Origin of the sequence: Bradyrhizobium sp. Bra64 (assembly GCF_024519875.1) — a bacterium.
Classification (GTDB): domain Bacteria; phylum Pseudomonadota; class Alphaproteobacteria; order Rhizobiales; family Xanthobacteraceae; genus Bradyrhizobium; species Bradyrhizobium japonicum_G.
Window position 1 is genome coordinate 1,102,652 of sequence record NZ_JALJRD010000001.1, and the last position, 19,731, is coordinate 1,122,382.

Annotated in this window: 14 protein-coding genes and 1 pseudogene; 9 read left to right on the plus strand and 6 right to left on the minus strand. The window is 64.1% G+C overall.

Annotation, left to right across the window (positions count from 1 at the left end; translation table 11 throughout):
- The first annotated feature begins 2 nt into the window (after positions 1 to 2).
- The 4 genes from NR187_RS05305 to NR187_RS05320 all read left to right on the plus strand — a co-directional run bounded on the left by NR187_RS05305 (position 3) and on the right by NR187_RS05320 (position 2,535).
- Positions 3 to 479 (plus strand): glutathione peroxidase, encoded by a 477-nt coding sequence (locus tag NR187_RS05305; RefSeq protein WP_211384373.1) that lies wholly within the window; start codon positions 3 to 5, stop codon positions 477 to 479.
- The gene (locus tag NR187_RS05310) at positions 476 to 733 is read left to right on the plus strand and encodes a DUF3297 family protein (protein ID WP_018318553.1); all 258 of its coding nucleotides are present in this window, start codon (positions 476 to 478) and stop codon (positions 731 to 733) included. The genes NR187_RS05305 and NR187_RS05310 overlap by 4 nt, the downstream gene beginning before the upstream one ends.
- Positions 734 to 858: 125 nt before the next feature.
- Entirely contained in the window at positions 859 to 2,028 is a 1,170-nt protein-coding gene (tarD, locus tag NR187_RS05315; RefSeq protein WP_211384374.1) for a D(-)-tartrate dehydratase, read from the plus strand.
- 219 nt (positions 2,029 to 2,247) lie between these two features.
- Positions 2,248 to 2,535, plus strand: a complete 288-nt coding sequence (locus tag NR187_RS05320; RefSeq protein WP_211384375.1) for a GIY-YIG nuclease family protein — start codon at positions 2,248 to 2,250, stop codon at positions 2,533 to 2,535.
- Positions 2,536 to 2,825: 290 nt separating this feature from the next.
- Here the strand turns inward: NR187_RS05320 and NR187_RS05325 are convergent, their stop codons facing one another.
- Entirely contained in the window at positions 2,826 to 4,178 is a 1,353-nt protein-coding gene (locus NR187_RS05325) for a malonyl-CoA decarboxylase (protein WP_211384376.1), read from the minus strand.
- A 272-nt stretch (positions 4,179 to 4,450) separates the two neighbouring features.
- Entirely contained in the window at positions 4,451 to 5,251 is an 801-nt protein-coding gene (locus NR187_RS05330; RefSeq protein WP_256805921.1) for a helix-turn-helix transcriptional regulator, read from the minus strand.
- Between the two features lie 59 nt (positions 5,252 to 5,310).
- On the opposite strand from NR187_RS05330, the gene NR187_RS05335 reads away from it, so the two are divergent.
- Together NR187_RS05335 and NR187_RS05340 are read left to right on the plus strand one after the other, a co-directional pair.
- Positions 5,311 to 6,483 (plus strand): MFS transporter, encoded by a 1,173-nt coding sequence (locus NR187_RS05335; RefSeq protein WP_256805922.1) that lies wholly within the window; start codon positions 5,311 to 5,313, stop codon positions 6,481 to 6,483.
- Between the two features lie 385 nt (positions 6,484 to 6,868).
- Entirely contained in the window at positions 6,869 to 9,136 is a 2,268-nt protein-coding gene (locus NR187_RS05340; RefSeq protein ID WP_211384379.1) for a cation:proton antiporter, read from the plus strand.
- On the opposite strand, the gene NR187_RS05345 is transcribed toward NR187_RS05340, so the two are convergent.
- Both NR187_RS05345 and NR187_RS05350 read right to left on the minus strand, forming a co-directional pair.
- A complete protein-coding gene (locus tag NR187_RS05345) occupies positions 9,133 to 12,300 on the minus strand; it encodes an efflux RND transporter permease subunit (protein WP_256805923.1) in 3,168 nt (1,055 codons plus the stop codon). The genes NR187_RS05340 and NR187_RS05345 overlap by 4 nt on opposite strands.
- Positions 12,301 to 12,312: 12 nt before the next feature.
- The gene (locus NR187_RS05350; RefSeq protein WP_256805924.1) at positions 12,313 to 13,506 is read right to left on the minus strand and encodes an efflux RND transporter periplasmic adaptor subunit; all 1,194 of its coding nucleotides are present in this window, start codon (positions 13,504 to 13,506) and stop codon (positions 12,313 to 12,315) included.
- A gap of 275 nt (positions 13,507 to 13,781) precedes the next feature.
- On the opposite strand from NR187_RS05350, the gene NR187_RS05355 reads away from it, so the two are divergent.
- The 3 genes from NR187_RS05355 to NR187_RS05365 all read left to right on the plus strand — a co-directional run bounded on the left by NR187_RS05355 (position 13,782) and on the right by NR187_RS05365 (position 17,788).
- Complete coding sequence (locus tag NR187_RS05355) at positions 13,782 to 14,573, plus strand: ABC transporter substrate-binding protein (RefSeq protein WP_256805925.1); 792 nt, start codon at positions 13,782 to 13,784, stop codon at positions 14,571 to 14,573.
- A gap of 148 nt (positions 14,574 to 14,721) precedes the next feature.
- Entirely contained in the window at positions 14,722 to 16,428 is a 1,707-nt protein-coding gene (locus NR187_RS05360; protein WP_256805926.1) for a phospholipase C, read from the plus strand.
- A gap of 16 nt (positions 16,429 to 16,444) precedes the next feature.
- On the plus strand, positions 16,445 to 17,788 hold the full coding sequence (locus tag NR187_RS05365) for a cytochrome-c peroxidase (protein ID WP_256805927.1): 1,344 nt from the start codon (positions 16,445 to 16,447) through the stop codon (positions 17,786 to 17,788).
- Here the strand turns inward: NR187_RS05365 and NR187_RS05370 are convergent.
- Positions 17,785 to 18,454 (minus strand): annotated as a pseudogene (locus NR187_RS05370) (IS5 family transposase). The gene NR187_RS05365 and the pseudogene NR187_RS05370 sit on opposite strands and share 4 nt — an antisense overlap.
- 182 nt (positions 18,455 to 18,636) lie before the next feature.
- Complete coding sequence (locus NR187_RS05375) at positions 18,637 to 19,629, minus strand: ABC transporter substrate-binding protein (RefSeq protein WP_256805928.1); 993 nt, start codon at positions 19,627 to 19,629, stop codon at positions 18,637 to 18,639.
- Between the last annotated feature and the right edge of the window lie 102 nt (positions 19,630 to 19,731).

The window sequence follows — 19,731 nt, forward strand, 5'->3', positions numbered from 1 at the left end:
CGATGTCCGCGATCTACGACTTCAAGGCCAACTCGCTTGCCGGCGACGAAGTCGCCATGCGCCGTTTCGAGGGACAGGTGCTGCTGATCGTCAACACCGCGAGCAAATGCGGCTTCACGCCGCAATATCGCGGCCTCGAGGATCTCTATCGCGACCTGTCGCCGCGCGGCTTCTCCGTGCTCGGCTTCCCCTGCAACCAGTTCGGCGCGCAGGAGCCGGGGCGGGCGAGCGAGATCCAGGCGTTCTGCTCGGCCAATTACGACGTCACCTTTCCCCTGTTCGAGAAGATCGACGTCAATGGAAGCAACGCGCACCCTTTGTACGAGTACCTGAAACGCCAGCAATCCGGCCTGCTCGGCGCCGCCATCAAATGGAATTTCACGAAATTCCTGGTGGACCGTGCCGGCAAGGTGATCGCGCGCTACGCGCCGACCGCCCGGCCCGAAGGATTGCGGCAGCAAATCGAGACCCTGTTATGAGCGAGACAATCATGAGCGACGAATTTCCCGACCGCCTGTCGGTCGATCCGAACAGCCCCTATTACAACGCGGACATCCTGGCGCGCGACGTCGGCATTCGCTTCAAGGGCGTCGAGAAGACCAATGTCGAGGAGTACTGCATCAGCGAAGGCTGGGTCCGCGTCACCGCCGGCAATGCCAAGGACCGCCACGGCAACCCGCTGACCATCAAGGTGCACGGGCCGGTGGAGCCGTATTTCAGGGACAAGAAGTAAAGTCCAACCGCCGTCATTGCGAGCGAAGCGAAGCAATCCAGAATCTTTCCGCGAGTGACAGTCTGGATTGCTTCGTCGCAAGAGCTCCTCGCAATGACGAAAATAACCATCGAAGGCTGAACCGCATGTCCGTCCGCATCGTCGACGTCCGCGAGATCACAAAACCGATCTCGTCCCCGATCCGCAACGCCTATATCGACTTCACCAAGATGACGACGAGCCTGGTGGCCGTCGTCACCGACGTCGTGCGCGACGGCAAGCGGGTCGTCGGCTACGGCTTCAACTCCAACGGCCGTTACGGGCAGGGCGGCCTGATCCGCGAGCGTTTCGCCTCGCGCATCCTGGAGGCCGATCCGAAGTCGCTGCTGAACGCGTCCGGCGACAATCTCGACCCCGACAGGGTCTGGGGCGCGATGATGACCAACGAGAAGCCGGGCGGCCATGGCGAGCGCTCGGTCGCGGTCGGCACCATCGACATGGCGGTGTGGGACGCGGTGGCGAAGATCGCCGGCAAGCCGCTGTTCCGCCTGCTCGCGGAGCGTCACGGCGTCAAAGCCAATCCGCGCGTGTTCGTCTACGCCGCCGGCGGCTATTACTATCCCGGCAAGGATCTCTCGATGCTGCGCGGCGAGATGCGCGGCTATCTCGACCGCGGCTACAACGTCGTCAAGATGAAGATCGGCGGCGCGCCGATCGAGGACGACCGCACCCGCATCGAGGCGGTGCTGAAGGAGATCGGCAAGGACGCGCAGCTCGCCGTCGACGCCAACGGCCGCTTCAATCTCGAAACCGGGATCGCCTACGCCAAGATGCTGCGCGACTATCCGTTGTTCTGGTACGAGGAAGTCGGCGACCCCCTCGACTACGCGCTGCAGGCCGCGCTCGCCGAATTCTATCCGGGCCCGATGGCAACTGGCGAAAACCTGTTCAGCCACCAGGACGCCCGCAATCTAATCCGCTACGGCGGCATGCGCCCCGACCGCGACTGGCTGCAGTTCGACTGCGCGCTGTCCTACGGCCTGTGCGAATACCAGCGCACGCTGGAGGTGCTGAAGACCCATGGCTGGTCGCCCAGCCGCTGCATCCCGCACGGCGGCCACCAGATGTCGCTCAACATCGCAGCAGGCCTTGGCTTGGGCGGCAACGAAAGCTATCCCGACCTGTTTCAGCCCTATGGCGGCTTCCCCGACGGCGTCCGCGTCGAGAACGGCCACATCACCATGCCGGAGCTTTCAGGGATCGGCTTCGAAGGCAAGTCGGATCTCTACAAGGAGATGAAAGCGCTGGCGGAGTAACGTTGGGGGCGACGGCCGCGCCACATTCTCCGTCATTGCGAGCGTAGCGAAGCAATCCAGATTCTCTCCGCGGCGGAAGTCTGGATTGCTTCGTCGCAAGGGCTCCTCGCAATGACGTGCAATGAGAGTCCGCATATTTTTATCGCGCCGATCGCGGCCGTTGCTCACAATCATCTCTTGGTTGTGATAGTCTTGAAGCTCTCTCAAATGAGGGTGATCATGAAGCAGCCTTGCGTGTACATGTTCGCCAATCGCCGCAATGGGACGATCTACACGGGCGTTACCTCCAATCCGCCGCGCCGCGCGTTCGAGCATCGCGAGGGTCTCGTGAAAGGCTTCTCCTCGAAGTACGGCTGCAAGCTCCTCGTCTGGTACGAGCTAAATGCCACCATGACCGACGCGATTACGCGCGAGAAGCAGATCAAGGCTGGCAGCCGGGCAAAGAAGCTTGCTCTGATAGAGAGCATCAATCCGGATTGGACGGATTTGTACGAGACGCTGATCTGACCTCGAGCCCGGGTGCCCGCCACATTCTCCGTCATTGCGAGCGAAGCGAAGCAATCCAGAGTCTTTCCGCGGCGACAGTCTGGATTGCTTCGTCGCAAGGGCTCCTCGCAATGACGACGGAGCGGGCGATATTGCTTGTGGGCGCCTGGGCCTGCGGCGGACAGCGGCCGGGATCGCGCGAGGGCACTCGTCATTGCGAGCGAAGCGAAGCAATCCAGAATCTTTCCGCGAAGCCAGTCTGGATTGCTTCGTCGCAAGTGCTCCTCGCAATGACGGTGTGGAGCGAGCGTCTACGACAGCCTCATATCCAGCAGCCGCCTGCCTTCGCCCTTCAGCAGCTTCTTCACCGCGCTCGACGCTACGACCTCGCCGTCATTGGCATAGGCCTCGTGGTTCTTCTCGATGTCGTCGAGGCGGTAGAGATAGTTGACCATGACGCCGGCCGACTCACGCAGGCCCTTGGGCGAGAGGTCGCCGAGCCAGTTGATGCGTTCGAGCCTTGCGCCGTTGCCGAGATGGAAGCGGGCGACGGAGTCGATCAGCTTGCCCTTCGGCGTGCGCGCCTTGAGGAAGTAGTGCGCCGCGAGCGGCTCGATCACGGCGCGGAGCAGCGCGGTCGTCTCGGGGTTCTCGAACCATTTGGGATCGTCGAGGCGCTTGAGCACCTCGCGGTCCTCGTCCGACAGCGGCATGTCCTTGTCCTGCTTCACCCATGACATGAAGCCCGGCACCGGCGACAGCGTCACGAAAGTGTCGAGCTTCGGCGTTTCGCGGCGCAGCTCCTCGACCACCTGCTTGATCAGGAAGCTGCCGAAGGAGATGCCGCCGAGGCCGCGCTGGGTGTTGGAGATCGAATAGAACACCGCTGTGCGCGCCTTCTCTATGGGAAGGTACTGGCGATCGACGGCAAGCAGCGGCGCGATTGCGCCCGGGATCGTCTCGGTCAGCGCCACCTCGACGAAGATCAGGGGCTCGTCGACCATCGCGGGATGGAAGAAGGCGTAGCAGCGGCGGTCGACCGGATCGAGGCGGCGGCGCAGATCGTCCCAGTCGCTGATCTCGTGCACGGCTTCATAGCGGATGATCTTTTCGAGGATGTTGGCCGGGGTCGACCAGTCGATCCTGCGCAGCACGAGAAACCCCCTGTTGAACCACGAAGAGAGAAGATGCGAGACGTCGCGATCGAGCGCGGCGAGATCGGTGTGCCCGTTCATCATGCCGAGCAGGTCGGCGCGCATGTTGACGAGGTCGCCGGTGCCGCCCGGCGCGCGGTTGAGGCGGCGGATCAGCTCCTGCCGGCGCGGCTCCGAGGCGAAGTGCAGGAAGCTCGCGTCCTCGTCACTGGGCTTGGTACGCCATGCCTCGATCGCCTTCGACAGACGCTCCCGATCCGGGCCGAAATCGCGCACCAGGGCGTCGAAGAAGGCACGGCGTCCCGTCGCATCCAACTCCTGGTAGATGTCGAGCACCTCACGCGCCATGGCGGTGCCCGAAGCTTCGCCCCGGCCCGACAGCAGCGCGCCGCACAGCTCGATCAGCCCGTCGGCATCCTGTTTGGTGTCCTGGCCGTCACCGCGGCGAAGCAGCGTGCGGCCGCGCTCGGAAATCGTTGCGAGCAGGTCGGAGAAGAAGGCGTTGGCCATCTGGGCTTTCGAATCCGGTTTGTGCGATGCGGTAAGCTTACACGGGATTTAGGCGGAAGCCGATCACAATCAAGCGGAGGAATTTGGCAACTTTAGCTGGGCCGTGCGTTTCGAGAATGCTGTCATGCCCAATCTTGACCGGTTCACCCATTTGGAGAACAAGGCGGCTGCCTCACCCGCCGTCATTGCGAGCGTAGCGAAGCAATCCAGGGTCTTTCCGCGGCAAAAGTCTGGATTGCTTCGCTACGCTCGCAATGACGGAGGTTGGGGACCTACCCCTTCCCCGCAAACTCCCTCGGCGTCCGCCCCGTCACCTGGCGGAACGCTGCCGAAAAGGCCGGCACGCTGGCATAACCGAGCTGGGTCGCGAGCTGCTTCACCGATACACCGGCATCCGTCGACAGCCGGTGGATCGCCGCCGCGATGCGGGCGCGCTGGCACCAGCTCTTGAAGCTCAGCTGCGTCTGCGTCGAGAACAGCCGCGACAGCGTGCGGGCGGAGGTTCCGACCTCGCGCGCCAGCGTGTCGATGTCGTGCAGGCCGGTGGGATCGTCGAGCACGATCATCGCCGCGCGCCGGCAGCGCGGCTCGTGCGGCAGCGGCACGAAGGTCGCGGAATCCTCGGCCTGATGCAGTTCCAGCATCACCAGGCGCACCAGCAATTCGGTGCGTTCTTCCGTATTGCGCGCGTCGAACAGCGCCAGGATCGCCTGGTTCAGCAGCGGCGACACCCGCACCACGAACTCCTTCGTGAGTCCCTCATGGCGCTTCTGGCGCTTCAGCCAGGGCAGGTCGAAATACAGCGTGCGCATCTCGATGTCGGCGAGCAGATCGATGGCGTGCTGGAGCCCGGCCGGCACCCACACCGCGCGGTCCGGCGGCACCAGCCAGCGGCCCCCGGGCGTCGTCACCTGCATCGTGCCCTTGGCGGCATAGATCAGCTGTGCCTCGCGGTGCATGTGCGGATCGATCCGCATGCCCTTGGGATAGTCGCGGGCGACCAGATGCACGCCCGCCGGCGAGCGGTGGTTGCTCCGGACCTCCCGGAGGATTGGCGTTTCGACGACAGTCATTGGCAGCATCCCGTCATGGGGTCGACATATAACTCATTTCGGAGCAGGAGAGGATTCGCATGAACAGCCCCAGCCGGGTGATCAGCTTCGTCAACGCAGGCCATTTCATCGACCATTATGCGATGCTGATCTTCGCCGCCGCCGTGATCATCATGGGGCCGGCGCTCGGCATGGCCTATTCGGAACTGCTGCCCTACGCGACGCCCGGCTTCGTCGCCTTCGGCGCCGGCTCGCTGCTGACCGGCTGGCTCGGGGACCGCTGGAGCCGCCGCCACATGATGCTGATCTTCTTCGTCGGCATCGGCTTGTCCATGATCTCGGTCGGCTTGGTGCAGACGCAGGCGCAACTCGGCGCGGCGCTGCTCGCCATCGGCATTTTTGCCTCCATCTATCATCCGGTCGGCACCGCGATGATCGTGTCCTACGCCGACAAGCTCGGCCGCGAGATGGGATTGAACGGCGTCTGGGGCAATCTCGGCGTTGCTTCCTCCGCACTCGTCACCGGCGTGATCGGCCAGTATCTCGGCTGGCGTTTCGCCTTCATCGTCCCCGGCATCGTCACCATCCTGATCGGTATCGCGTTCGCGATGACGGTCGTGCATGAGGATCGCAAGGGCTCCAGGCAGGCGGCAGCTCAGGCGCGCGTGGCCAAGCAGGACATGTGGCGCGTGATCCTCGCGCTGCTGATCGTCGTGATCGCGATCTCGACGACGTTCAATGCCGTCACCGTCGCGCTGCCAAAGCTGTTCGCGGAGCGGCTTGCGGATCTGACCAAAAGTCCGGCGCTGCTCGGCGTCATCGCGGCCTGCGTCTACGTGTTCGGCGCGATGACGCAGTACACGATCGGCCGGCTGCTCGACCGCTACTCGCTGAAGACGGTGGCGCTGCCGCTGTCCTTCATGCTGGCGCCGTTCCTGTATCTCGCGGCGAGCCTGAACAATCTGCCGCTGATCCTGGTTTCGATCGGCATCGTCATGGGCGCGTTCGGGCAGGTCACGGTGAACGATGCAATGGTCGGCAAATACACCAGCGAGGAATGGCGCTCGCGCGCCTACGCCGTGCGCTATTTCATCGGCTTCACCGCCGCCGGCGCCTCGGTCGGCCTGGTCGCCTGGCTCTACGAGCAGGGCGGCTTCGTCACCATGCTGCATGCCTTTGCCGGTCTTTGCCTGCTGGCGATCGCGGCGGCGATCATCCTCCCGCGCGAGATCAGGACGCCGCAGGCGGCGTGATCTCGTCCTTGCGAGCGTAGCGAGGCAATCCATACTGTCTCCGCGGAAGGACTCAGGATTGCTTCGCGGAGCCTGTCATCGGGCCGCGCGTTCGCGCGGACCCGTTGGCTGGCAATGACGGAGAAGCTCGCAATGGCGGGGAGACGGCGTGCGTTGCGCCACGTCACGTATGCCGCCGATGATGCCATCATGCCGGTGTTTTGCCCGACGGAGCAAGTAGTTTCGGTAAGACCGAAATTTCTTAAGCTTTTTCGACCCCGTCTCTACTGTGCATGGGGTTGTTTTCGACTTTTCTGTTGGAGGGAACTCCCTCTGCCTCCCGCGGGTTCTGTCCCTGTCGCCGCCGGCACCTCGCCGCGGCGAATGAAGGGGGAAAGACACCTGCATGCAGTGGCGCCTGTTCCGACCGGTCGGTCTTGTCCCCGCGGCGCTTGTCCTCACCACCATTGCGGCCAGTGCCGAGGGCGGCAAATCCGCCGGCCCGTCCGAATTCCTGCTGGTGGCGCAGATCGTGCTGCTGATCGCGGTCGGCCGCGGCCTTGGCGAGATCATGCAGCGCATCGGCCAGCCCTCGGTGATCGGCGAATTGCTCGCCGGCATCATCCTCGGGCCGTCGCTGTTCGGCTGGATCTGGCCGGAGGCGCAGCACGCGATCTTTCCCAAGACGCCCGAGCAGAAGGCGATGATCGACGGCATCGCCCAATTCGGCATCCTGCTGCTGTTGCTGCTCACCGGCATGGAGACCGACCTGAAGCTGGTCAGGAAGGTCGGCAAGGCCGCGATCGCGATCTCGATCGCCGGCATCCTCGTGCCCTTTGCCTGCGGCTTCGCGCTGGGCGAGTTCCTGCCCGATGCGCTGCTGCCCCAACCGGAGCAGCGCCTGGTGGCCTCGCTGTTCATGGGCACGGCGCTGTCGATCTCCTCGGTGAAGATCGTCGCCGTGGTCGTGCGCGAGATGAACTTCATGCGCCGCAATGTCGGCCAGATCATCGTCGCCACCGCCGTGATCGACGACACCATCGGCTGGATCATCATCGCCGTCATCTTCAGCCTGGCCTCGCACGGGGCGCTGGATATCGCCTCGGTGGCGAAAGCCGTGCTGGGCACGCTCGCCTTCCTCGCCATCAGCTTCACCATCGGCCGCAGGCTCGTGTTTCAGCTGATCCGCTGGGCCAACGACAACCTCGTCAGCACGGCGCCTGTCATCACCGTGATCCTGCTGCTGATGAGCGGCATGGCGCTGATCACGCACCTGATCGGCGTCCACACCGTGCTCGGCGCCTTCGTCGCCGGCATTCTGGTCGGCGAGTCCCCGATCCTGACGCGGCAGATCGACGAGCGCCTGCGCGGATTGATCTCGAGCTTCTTCATGCCGGTGTTCTTCGGCCTTGCCGGGCTCAGCGCCGATCTCTCGGTGCTGCGCGACCCCAATCTGCTGATGCTCACCGGCCTGCTGGTCGTGATCGCCAGCGTCGGCAAGTTCGGCGGCGCCTTCGTCGGCGGCACCTTGGGGGGCCTGAGCACCAGGGAATCGCTGGCGCTGGCGAGCGGGATGAACGCGCGCGGCTCGACCGAGGTCATCATCGCGACCATTGGCCTCTCCATCGGCGTGCTCAGCCAGAACCTGTTCACGATGATCGTGACCATGGCGATCGTGACCACGATGGCGATGCCGCCGATGCTGCGCGCCGCGCTGGCAAAGCTGCCGATGAACAAGGAGGAGAAGGAACGGCTGGAGCGGGAAGAATTCGAGAAGCGCGGCTTCGTCGCCAATCTCGAGCGTCCCCTGCTGGCGGTGGACGAGAGCGTCAACGCCACCTTCGCAGCCCACATCGCCGGCCTGATCGCCGGCATGCGCGGCCTGCCGATCACGGTGCTGCATGTCGGCCAGCGCGCCAAGGATCAGGAGAAGGCCCGCGGCGAGGAGAAGAGCCACGAGGTCGTGGTGAAGAAGGCCGCCGACACCGTCTCCGCAAATGGCGACGGCGATGCCGGCAGCGTCGATGTCACGACCCGGGTTCGCAAGTCCGGGCTCGGCGAGGCGATCGGCGACGAGGCGAAAAAGGGCTTCGATCTCCTGGTCGTCGGCGTCGACAGGGTCACCGCGACCAACGAGCGCTTCGATCGCAAGATCGAGGACATCGCGGCGGAGTTCGAGGGGGCGCTCGCGATCGTGGCGGCCAAGGGCAAGCACCTGAAGCAACCGATGCCCGACGCTCTCAACATCCTCGTCCCGGTCTCGGGCAGCGGCGTCTCCAAGCGCGGCGCCGAGGTCGCGGTCGCGCTGGCGCAGGCCGGATCAGGCTCGCTCCGCGTGATCTACGTGGCGACGACGCGGGACAAGGGCGCGCAGCGCGGCGCGTCCCGCGGGCTGAGCCAGGAGGAGGGAATCCTGAAAGACACCAGCGACCTCGCCGCCCGCTACGACGTCGACATCACCACGACGTTGCGCGTGAACAGGGCACCGGAAGCCGCGATCCTGCGCGAGATCGACACAACGGATATCGATCTCGTGGTGATGGGCGTCGATCGCATCCAGGGCGACCATCTCTCATTCGGCGGCGTCGCCGACGCCGTGCTGCGGCAGTCGAAGGTCTCGGTGCTGCTGGTCTCGAGCGGCGAGGCGCGGCGATCGCCGGCGGAGAGTGCCTAGGACTTCACCTCCGCGGCCGGTTGTGCCACCTGCGTCTTTGCCACCTTCTTCGACGCGCGCCAGTTCTCGAAGCGCTGCACCACCACGAAGAAGGCCGGCACGAACAGCACCGCGAGGCAGGTCGAGGCCAGCATGCCCGAGAACACCGTGATGCCGATCGATTTGCGGGCGCTGGCGCCGGCACCGGTCGCGATCACCAGCGGCACCACGCCGAGGATGAAGGCGAACGACGTCATCAGGATCGGGCGGAAGCGGGCGCGGGCCGCCTCGATCGCGGCTTCCAGCACCGGCTTGCCGTCGCGGCCGTGCAGCTCTAGGCCCACCTCCACGATCAGGATGGCGTTCTTGGCCGAGAGCGCGATCAGCAGGATCAGGCCGATCTGGCAATAGAGGTTGTTGTCGATCTTCAGGCCGTTGAGGATCAGCATGGGTCCGATCAGCGACAGCGGCACGGCGAGGATCACCGAGATCGGCGCGTACCAGCTCTCGTACTGGCCGGCGAGCACGAGATAGACCAGCAGCATGGCGAGGCCGAACACCCAGTAGATCTGGTTCGAGACCGCCTTCTCCTGATAGGACATCGCGGTCCATTCGTAGCCGGTGCCCGGCGGCAGCGTCTTGTCCGCGATCTCTTCCATCAGCTTCAGCGACTGGCCGGACGAATAGCCCTGCGCCGGCAGGCCGATGACGGTCGAGGAGGGATAGAGATTGTAGAGGCTGATCAGCGACGGACCGGTGGCCGGCGTGATCGTGGCGACGGTGCCGATCGGGATCATGTCGCCGTTCGAGTTGCGTACCTGCATGTTGGCGATGTCGCGCTCGGTGACGCGGAAGGCGGGATCGGCCTGGGTGTAGACCTGGAATACGCGGCCGAACTTGTTGAACTGGTTGACGTAGGACGAGCCGAGATAGGTCGACAGCGCCGCGAACACCTGATCGGTGGTGACGTGCAGGGTCTGGGTCTTGATGCGGTCGATCTCGACGTTGAATTGCGGCACCGACGAGCGGAACGAGGACTGCACGCGCTGCAGCGCGCTCTGGCTCTGTCCGTTGGAGACCATCGCGCCGGTGATTGCTTGCAGCTTGGCGAAATCACTGTTGCCGTCGCGCAGCTCGACCTGCATCGAGAAGCCGGCGGCGTTGCCGATGCCCTGGATCGGCGGCGGCGGCAGCACCAGCGTGCGCGCCTCCATGATGGCCGCGAGCTTGTCGTTCAGCCCGTACACCAGCGAGCGCAGATCCTCGCCCGGTCCCTTGCGCGCCTCCCAGTCCTTCAGGATGATGTAGGCGACGCCGGCATTGGCAAGGCTGGCGCTGTTGTCGAGCGCGGAGATGCCGGCGATGGTGATGACCTGCTGGACTCCGGGCGTCTCCTTGATCAGCTCGCTCGCTCTGTCGAGCACCTTCTGGGTCCGCTCCAGCGCGGCGCCGTCGGGCAGCTGCACGGCGGCGATCAGATAGCCCTGGTCCTCGATCGGCAGGAAGCCGGTCGGCACCCGCGACAGGCCGTAGCCGCCGATTACGATCAGCACCAGCGCGAACGCGACCGAGATCGTGCTGTTCCTGCACAGCACGCCAATGAGCCGCGTGTAACCCCGCTCGACGCGGTTATAGACCGCGTTGAAGCCGCGGTAGAAGAAGTTGCGCCGCTCCGGCGGCACCGTAGGCCGCAGCCACAGCGCGCATTGCGTCGGCTTCAGCGTGGCCGCGTTGATGGCAGACAAAAGCGCGGTTGCGGCGATCACCAGCGCGAATTGCGAATAGATGCGCCCCGTCAGGCCAGCGAGGAACGAGGCCGGCAGGAACACCGAGATCAGCACCAGCGTGATGCCGACGATCGGCGCGAACAGCTGGTCCATCGCCTTGATCGCGGCGTCGTGGCCGTTCATGCCCTGCTCGATGTTGTGAGCGGCGCCTTCCACCACGACGATGGCGTCGTCGACGACGATGCCGATCGCCAGCACGATCGCGAACAGCGTCGACATGTTGATGGTGAAGCCGAGCGCCGCCATCGCGGCGAATGCGCCGATGATGGTGACCGGCACCGTGGTTGCCGGCACCAGCATGGCACGCCAGTCCTGCAGGAACACCAGGATCACGACCAGCACCAGGAGGCCGGCCTCGATCAGCGTCATGTAGACCTCGTGCACCGAGGCCTGCACGAACTTCGTGGTGTCGAACGGCGTATCGTACTTCATGCCTTGCGGGAACGCCTTTGCGAGCTCCGCCATCTTCTTTTCGACGGCCTGCTCGACCTGGAGTGCGTTGGCGCCCGGCGACTGGAACACGCCGATGCCGGTGGCGGGCTGCTTGTTCAGCGAGAAGATCTGGCTGTAGGTCTGCGCGCCGAGCTCGACCCAGCCGACGTCGCGCACCCGCGTGACGTCGCCGCTGGTGCCCGACTTCACGATGATGTTCTCGAACTCGCTGGTGTTGTCGAGCCGGCCGTTGACGTTGAGCGTGTACTGGAACGCCTGGCCCGGCGGCGTCGGCGGCGCGCCGACCTGGCCGGCGGCAACCTGCTGGCTCTGCTGCTGGATCGCCTGGATGACGTCCTGCGGCACGAGGCCCCGGACCTGCAGCTTGTTCGGATCGAGCCAGACCCGCATCGAATACTGGCCGGCGCCGAACACCGTGACATTGCCGACGCCGGGCAGGCGGGAGAGCTCGTCGCGGATGTTGATGGTGGCGTAGTTGCTCAAGTAAAGGCTGTCGAACCTGGAGTCCGGCGAGGTCAGGGTCACGAACAGCAGGATCGAGGTCGACCGTTTCTGCACGGTGACGCCTTGATTCTGCACCGAGGTCGGTAGTTGCGACAGCGCGCTGGAGACGCGGTTCTGCACCAGCACCTGCGCGAAGTTGAGGTCGGTGCCGATCTTGAAGGTCACCGTCAGCGTGTAGGTGCCGTCGGAGCCGCTGTAGGACTGCATGTAGAGCATGTCCTCGACGCCGTTGACCTGCTGCTCGATCGGCAAGGCAACCGTGTCGATCACGGTCTTGGCGCTGGCGCCGGGATAGCGCGTCGTCACCTGCACGGTCGGCGGCACGACGTCGGGATATTGCGCGACGGCGAGATTGAACAGCGCGACGCCGCCGATCAGGATCATCAGCAGCGCGATGACGTTCGAGAGGACCGGCCGCTCGATGAAGAACTTTGAGATCATGGCTGGCGCTCCCTACTTGGCAGACGCCTGCGGCTGCTCGATCTTCGTCACCTGCGGGTCGATCTTCTGGCCCGGGATAACCCGCAGCAACCCTGCGATCACGACGCGGTCGTCCGGCTTGAGGCCGCTTTCGATCACGCGCAGGCCGTTGTCGACGGGGCCGATCTGGACCTTGCGCTGCTCGACGATGTTGTCGCTGCCAACGACGAGGAGATAGCGGCCGCCCTGGTCGCTGCCGAGTGCGGTGTCGGGAACGAGCAGGGCGTCCTTCTCCTGGGTGAACGGCACGCGGACGCGGACGAAATAGCCGGGCAGCAGCACCCGCTTGTCGTTGGGCACGAGGCCGCGCACCGCGAGCGTGCCGGTCGACTGGGTGAGGGTCGGCGCGACGTAGTCGAGCTTGCCCTCATGTGGATAGCCGGCTTCGGTCTGCAGGCCGACTTGAATCGGGAATTGCTTCATGTCGGCGGCGGTCAATCCGCGTCGGGCGGCCTCGGCGCGGATGCGCAGCACGTCTTGCTCGTTGACGGTGAAGTTCACATAGATCGGGTCCATCGCGACGATGGAGGCGAGCTGGGTCGGGGAGGAGACGCCGACGAGCTCGCCGACCGAGACCATGTGAGCGCTGACGATGCCATCGAAAGGCGCGGTCACGTTGGTGTAGCCGTAGTTTACCTGGGCGAGCCTGGTGTTGGCCTGGGCCTGCTGGAGATTGGCCTGCGCGTTGTCGCGGGTGGATGTCGAGGTATCGAGCGTGGCCTGCGACACCGCCTGGCGCTGCACCAGATCGCTTTGTCGCTTGAAATCGGCTTCGGCCTGCCGGACCGAGGCCTGCGCGCCGGCCTCGGCCGCCTGCGCCTGCTCGAGCTTGACCTTGTAAGTCTCCGGCTCGATGGTGAACAGCTGGGTGCCCTGCTTGACGAAGGTGCCGTCCTGATAGTCGATCGATTGCAGGAAGCCCTGCACGCGCGCGACGAGATCGACGCTCTTGATCGGCGCGGTGTTGCCGGTGGCCTCGACATAGCGCGTCACCGGGCGTTGCACCGGCGTTGCGACGTCCACCTTGGGCGGTGGCGGGGCCACGAAGCTGTTCTTCTCCTCGCAGCCGGGGAGCGCCGCCAAGGCCATCGCGGCGGCGAGCGCCCGCCCGACACCTCTCCACGCTCCGTTGCGCCGTGCGGGAGATGCGGGATTCGCGCAGGTCATTCGGTGGCCCCCGATTATTGTCTGTCGGTGCGGCAGGCTATCAACAAATGTCCGGCCGTGGAACACCATAGCCATGGCGGTCAGCGGCCTTGCACTGCAAACAGCGCTGTGGCCTTTGACAGTTTTGTCACGACAAACCGCTTTTCATCGTGCGCACGATCGACCAGAATTGTGTCAAAGGCCGAGCGACGGCGCGCGGCGCGGTCGGGACGAAGAAGAGAAGAAAAAGAAGAGACTCAGAAGAAACGAAGAAGAAAAGGTCAGGAGATTATGGCATGCCAAGGTCGCTCCCGTCGGCTCTCGCCGGCCTCGTTCTCGCAGCGTTGGTCGCCATGCCTGCACTAGCGGACGGTTTAAAGGACGAGATCGCGCCGACCGGCAGGCTCCGGGTCGCGATTGCGATCAGCCCGGCGGGCGGAGCGTTCTGGTCGACCAAGACCGAAGCCGGCTATGCCGGCGTCCCCGTCGATCTCGGCCGGGAGATGGCGGCCCAGCTCGGCGTCGCCGTCGAATATGTCGTGCACCAGAATTCCGGTCAGATCACCGATGCGGCGTCGAAGGGGACCTGGGACGTCACCTGGCTCCCCAAGGATCCCGAGCGCGAGACCATGATGATGTTTGGCCCGGTCTACGAGGTTGCGGACGCCACCTACATCGTCAAGGCCGGTTCGAGCGTTACCAACTTTGCCACGCTCGACCAGGCGGGCATCAAGGTCGCGGCCGTCAACGCCACCACCACCATGCGCGGCGCGATCGCGCATTTGAAGAATGCGAAAGTCACGGGCTATCAGACCTATGACGAGATATTCGGTCTCCTGAAGAGCGGCGAGATCGATGCCTTCGCCCTATCGCGCGACCAGCTCAACAAGATGGCGCAGAAGATTCCCGGCACACGGGTGCTGGACGAGACGTTCAAGAAGACGGTGACGGCCGTCGCCGTGCCGCTCGGCCATCAGCAGGCGCTGAGCTTCGTCACCAGGTTCATGAACGAGGCGACGACGAACGGCACCTTGCGCAAGGCCTATGACAATAACGGCCTTAAGGACACGCCGATCCGCATCGAGTAGGGCAGGCAGCCTCGGGTAAAGCGCCCATATTGAAAAAAATGTCTGAACAACTGCGCAAAGTGTCTCTTGCGTCAAACTGACACAGCTCTGTCATCGCGCGCCATTAACGTCCCGAGGGTCGGCGTCAATCTTTCGGGGCAACACAACAATGAAATCCAGATTTCTGACGACGGCCGCGATTTTCGCGGCCGCGACGGCACTCGCGTGCGCCATGCCGGTGCTCGCGGACGATTTCGGCCGGGACCGGGATCATGACCATGATCATCATCGCCATCCGCATGGCATCCACACCGAGACGCCGATCAAGCATCTCGTGATCATCTTCAACGAGAACCGCTCGTTCGACCACTACTTCGCGACCTACCCGAACGCGACCAATCCGTCCGGTTCGATTCCCTTCGCGCCGAAGCCGCATACGCCGAAGGTCAACAACCTCGTCACGGCGAACCTGCTGGTCAACAACCCCAACAACAGCCCGGCCAACGGCACCGGCGCGACGGATCCGTTCCGCCTCGACCGCACCCAGGCCAATACGCGCTCGCAGAACCATTCCTACACGCCCGAGCAGCAGGCCGTGGACAACGGCAAGGAAGACCTCTTCCCGAAATTCACCGGTCGCGGCACCGCCGGCGGCGCCGGCGCCTTCGGCACCAACGGCCAGGTGATGGGCTATTTCGACGGCAACACCATCACCGCCCTCTGGAACTACGCCCAGCACTTCTCGATGAGCGACAATGCCTGGACCGACACCTTCGGCCCGTCGACGCCGGGCATGCTCGAAGTGATCTCCGGTCAGACCAACGGCGTGCAGAACATCGTCGGCACGTCAGCGTCGATCGCCGACGGCCAGGGCGGCCTGACGCTGATCGGCGACACCGATCCGGGCAACGATCCCTGCTCGAGCAAGACCAGCACGATCCTGATGGACGGCAAGAACATCGGCGACCTGCTCAATGCCGAGCACATCAGCTGGGGCAGCTTCATGGGCGGCTTCGACCTGACGCTCAAGAACGCCAACGGCACCACCGGTTGCGGCCGAAGCACGTTCTCCAGCAACGTCAACGGCAGCATCGTCGACTACATTCCGCACCACGCCTGGTTCCAGTACTACAAGTCGACCGCCAACCCGACCCATGCGCGGCCAAGCTCCGTGCGTGCGATCGGCCACACCCATGACTTCAACGGCAACGTCGATCCGGCCAACCACGGCTACGATCTCGAGGACTTCTACGCTGCGGTGAAGGCCGGCAATTTCCCGGCCGTGTCATACATCAAGATGCCGGCCTTCCAGGACGGTCATGCCGGCAACTCCGATCCGCTCGACGAGCAGGTTGGCAATGTCGAACTGATCAATTTCCTGCAGAGGCAGCCGGAATGGCGCGAGACCGCGGTCATCATCACTTATGACGATTCCGACGGCTGGTACGACCATCAATACGTCGCGCCGAAGAGCGCGTCCTACGACCCGACGGCCGATCAGGTCAACGGTCCGGGCCTGTGCGGCCTGGGTGCGCAGAAGCAGCCGGCACCGAAGGGCCTTGGCGGCAAACCGGTGAACGGCCGCTGCGGTCCGGGTACGCGCATTCCCTTCATCGTGGTCTCGCCCTATGCGAGGTCGAATTTCGTCAGCCACACCTACATCTCCCAGGCCTCCGTGGTGCGGTTCATCGAGGACAATTGGCTGCATGGCCAGCGTCTCGGCGGCGGCTCGTTCGACGCCAGCTCTGGCTCGATCGTGGACCTGTTCGACTTCGATCATGATCACAGCCATTACCTCCGGACGGATGCGCTGTTCCTCGACCCGACCTCGGGCACGGTGATCACCAGCCCGCCAGACGAGCACTATCACCACTAGTCCAACGGGACGCTTTATGAACAGCCGCACCATGTGGCTTCTCGGCGCCGGCCTGCTCTGTCTGGCCGGCGCCGTCTTTGCTGTCGAGACGCAAGGATTCGCGGAGGCGATTCCTGCCGGCGCGAATCCCAACCCGGTCCGCCTCATGCGCCCGCCGGTCGCGCCGTTGTCGGCGATGGCACAGCTTGGCAAGGAGATCTTCTACGACGCCTCGCTGTCCTCGTCAGGCGCGCTGTCATGCGCCTCCTGCCACAGCCCGGATCACGCCTACGGTCCGCCCAATGACGGACCAGTCATGCTCGGCGGCGCGGCCCTGTCGCGGCAGGGCGCGCGCGCGGTGCCGTCGTTGACCTATCTCGATCGCCATCCGAATTTCAGCATCGGCCCCGACAAGGGCGATGACGACAACGTCATCGATCTCGCACAGATGGCAGCAATCGGCCAGCAGGCGGCGCGCACGACGAAAACCGCGGGCGGCACCGGCGCGTCCGCGAACATCGTGCCGCAAGGCGGCCTGTTCTGGGACGGTCGCGCCGACACGCTGCAGGATCAGGCGCTGTTTCCGCTGCTCGACCGCAACGAGATGGACGGCGGCAGCGCCGAGATCGTCGCCGACAAGCTGCGCCATGCGTCTTATGTGCAGCGCTTCGTCGAGCTGTTCGGAGCGGGTGTGCTCAAAAATCAGCGACTCCTGATCGCGGAGGCGATGTTTGCGGTGGCGCGCTATCAGGTGGAGGAGCCGAACTTCCATCCTTACACCAGCAAGTACGATCATTGGCTCGAGGGCAAGGCGCGGCTGTCCGAGAGCGAGCTGCGCGGCCTGCAATTGTTCAACGACCCCGACAAGGCCAATTGTGCCGGCTGCCATACCTCGGCGCCGACGCGCGACGGACTGCCGCCGCTGTTCACGGATCACCAGTACGAGGCGCTCGGCGCGCCGCGCAATGCCGCGCTCGCGGGCAATCGCGATCCCGATTACTTCGACCTGGGCGTCTGCGGTCCGCATCGCACGGACATTGCCGAGCAGACGCAGTATTGCGGCATGTTCCTGACGCCGACGCTGCGCAACACGGCCACGCGCCACGCCTTCTTCCACAACGGTGTCTTCCATACCCTCGAGCAGGTGCTCGACTTCTATAATTTCCGCGACACAAATCCGGAGAAAGTCTTTCCGCGCGCGGCCGAGGGCACGGTTCAGAAGTACAACGATCTGCCGCAAAAATATCACGCCAATGTCGATGTCACCGATCCGCCGTTCGACCGTCACCCCGGCGACAAGCCGGCGATGAGGGAGCAGGACGAAGCCGACATCATCGCGTTCCTGAAGACGCTGACGGACGGCAACAAGCCGGAGAACTAGGCCGCGGACTCATTAAGACGCAGCCGTAGCCTGATTGACGCAAGTTGAACGAAGGCGAGGTAGTTGTCGGCCAGCCTGTCGCAGCGCGTCGCCACCCGACGACATTGTTTGATCTTGTTGAAGAACCGCTCGACACGGTTGCTCTCTAATCCAGTCGGCGTCATAGCCACGGTCGGCAAGCAGTATTGACCCGGATTTAAGGCGAGACAGCAGTTTTCCGGCAAGCCGAACGTCGTGGGCCTCGCCGGGGCTCAGCGCCAGCCGTACCGGTGGACCATTGCTATCGACTACAGCATGAATTTTGCTCGTCAAGCCGCCGCGTGATCTTCCCATCGATTGGCGCTGGTTACTTGTGACGCACGCTCCATGCTGATGCACGTGGACAATGGAGGTGTCGATCATCTGAACAGCGTCATCATGGGCAGAAGCAAGTACGTCCATGATGCGGCCCCAGACACCAGTCCGCCGCCAGCGTACGAAGCGGTTGTAACACGTGGTGTATGGCCCCAACGCTTCGGGCAGATCACGCCATGGTGCTCCGAATCGCAGGACCCAGAAGATACCATTAAGAATACGACGGTCGCTTACCCCAGGAACGCCGCGCGGCTTGTTCGGCAGCATCGGCTTGATGGCAACCCATTCATAGTCGGCGAGTTCGTAGCGCATGATTCGAGCTCCCCAATTTGGGAGTTTGAATCACAGGGGTCCAGCCGAACGCAATGCCACTCACCTAACCCGGTTCGGGGCTCCTGTGACAGAAGCGCACATCAATTAGCCGGCAAACCACCGCCGCATCCGTCGAAAACGACCCAGAATGGACAGGGGCCTCAGTGTCGATCTATCGGACGCTACTCGATGACTCGGTCTGCGCGCTTCAGCAGCTCTTCGGGGATGGCTACGCCGATCGCATGCGCAGTCTTCAGATTCACCACGAACTCGCGCCGAGTAATCGTTTCGATCGGAATCATGCCCGCAGCGGTGCCCTTCAGGATTTTGTCTGCCAGCACCGGCATGCGGGGCCACGTATCGAGGACACTAGTGCCGTAGGCAATCAATCCCCCGGTGCTGGATTGGCCTCCAGGAAAAATCGACGGCATGCGCCGCGCACTCGCGGCCTCCGCGACGATCTTGCCGTCGCGCAGCGGCATCGGAACCTCCAGCACCAGTAGGGCCTCGGCACCGTTCTTGAGCATATCGTCCAGCGCGGCCGCATAATCGGGGGTGGGTCCCCCGGCAACCTTTCGGACGATGGGCTCGATGCCGAGCTTGCGCGCGGCCGCAGAATTGGCGCGATCGATCGGAGCAAGCCCGCTCGCATCTGCGCCCGGGATCGTGTCGTCGCTGAGAACGCCCACACGGGCGAGCTTCGGGAACATGTTGCGCAGAAGAGCCAACTGGCGGTCAGCCTGCTCGGGGTCAAGGCTGGTCAACCCCGTCAGGTTGCCGCCGGGACGCTCCATGTTTTCCACAAGGCCCAGCAGCAGGGGATCTGTGACGATCGAGAAGACGACGGGAATGGTCGAGGTGGCGCCCTTGGCCGCCCGCGATGCCGGCCCGCCGGCCGCAAGGATCACGTGGACGCCGGCCTGCACCAGTTCGCCCGCAAGTGCTGGCAATCGATCTAGTTGACCGCGGGCAAACCGGTGCTCGAAGATCAGGTCGCGCCCCTCGGCGTAACCCAGCGTCTCGAACGTCTCCTTGAAAACCTGCAGGATTGGACCGGGACCACCGTTGATCAGCGAACCAACCCTGACCACCCGGCCCGCAGACTGTGCACGCGCCATGATGGTGGAGATGCCTAAGGCACTCGCAGCAACGATGAATTCACGGCGCTCGATCATGCGACTCTCTTCCGGACGTCTGTTAGAACGATACGGCTCCGCGGGGCATTTGACTTCACCAATGCTTGGTTTTTTCTAATCGACACCTCACCGCGGCATGTT